We start from the raw sequence: 358 nt of genomic DNA, 5'->3' as shown, positions 1-358 counted from the left end.
GACGTTGAAGCCGCTGACCAGGATCATGTCCTTCTTGCGGTCGATGATGCGCGTGTAGCCCTGCGCGTCCATGCTGCCGATGTCGCCGGTGCGCAGAAAGCCGTCGGCGGTGAAGGCCTGGGCGTTTTCCTCGGGCTGGTTGTAGTAGCCGGGCGTGACGTTGGGGCCGCGGATGCAGATCTCACCCGATTCGCCCAGCGGCAGGCTCTGGCCGGCCTCGTCCTTGATGGCGATGTCGATGCCTGGCAGCGGCAGGCCGATGCTGCCGCTGAACGCGGGGTTGTTGACCGGGTTCTTGGTGCCGATGGCGCAGGTCTCGCTCATGCCCCAGCCCTCAAGCATGGTGCGGCCCGTCGCC

At 66.8% G+C, this 358-nt stretch carries 1 protein-coding gene; it reads right to left on the bottom strand.

What is annotated here, in order from left to right:
* A partial coding sequence (locus B2J89_RS21980) for an AMP-binding protein (protein WP_169170884.1) occupies positions 1–358 on the bottom strand: 358 nt, incomplete at both ends.

The organism is Acidovorax sp. SRB_24, assembly GCF_012931925.1.
The sequence above is the reverse complement of the archived record's forward strand: the minus strand, read 5'-3'. Positions and strand labels throughout refer to the sequence as shown.